Source organism: Massilia sp. Soil_C_3 (genome assembly GCF_057657035.1).
Window position 1 is genome coordinate 1 of record NZ_JBDGJG010000036.1, and the last position, 221, is coordinate 221.

Sequence of the window (221 nt, forward strand, 5' to 3'; positions counted from 1 at the left end):
AGCGGGAGTAGCTCAGTTGGTAGAGCGCAACCTTGCCAAGGTTGAGGTCGAGAGTTCGAGACTCTTCTCCCGCTCCAAAGATTGCAAAGCTGTAAAGCGATCTTGGAAAAACGTCAAAGTTCTGTCATAATCGTTGTTCTGTACGCGGGAGTAGCTCAGTTGGTAGAGCGCAACCTTGCCAAGGTTGAGGTCGAGAGTTCGAGACTCTTCTCCCGCTCCAG

2 tRNA genes are annotated in these 221 nt (G+C 51.6%); both read left to right on the forward strand.

Annotated features, from left to right (window positions below):
- Position 1 precedes the first annotated feature (1 nt).
- Positions 2 to 77 (forward strand) — tRNA-Gly (locus AC3A6F_RS25365).
- Positions 78 to 144: 67 nt separating this feature from the next.
- Positions 145 to 220, forward strand: a tRNA-Gly gene (locus AC3A6F_RS25370).
- The last annotated feature ends 1 nt before the right edge of the window (position 221 follow it).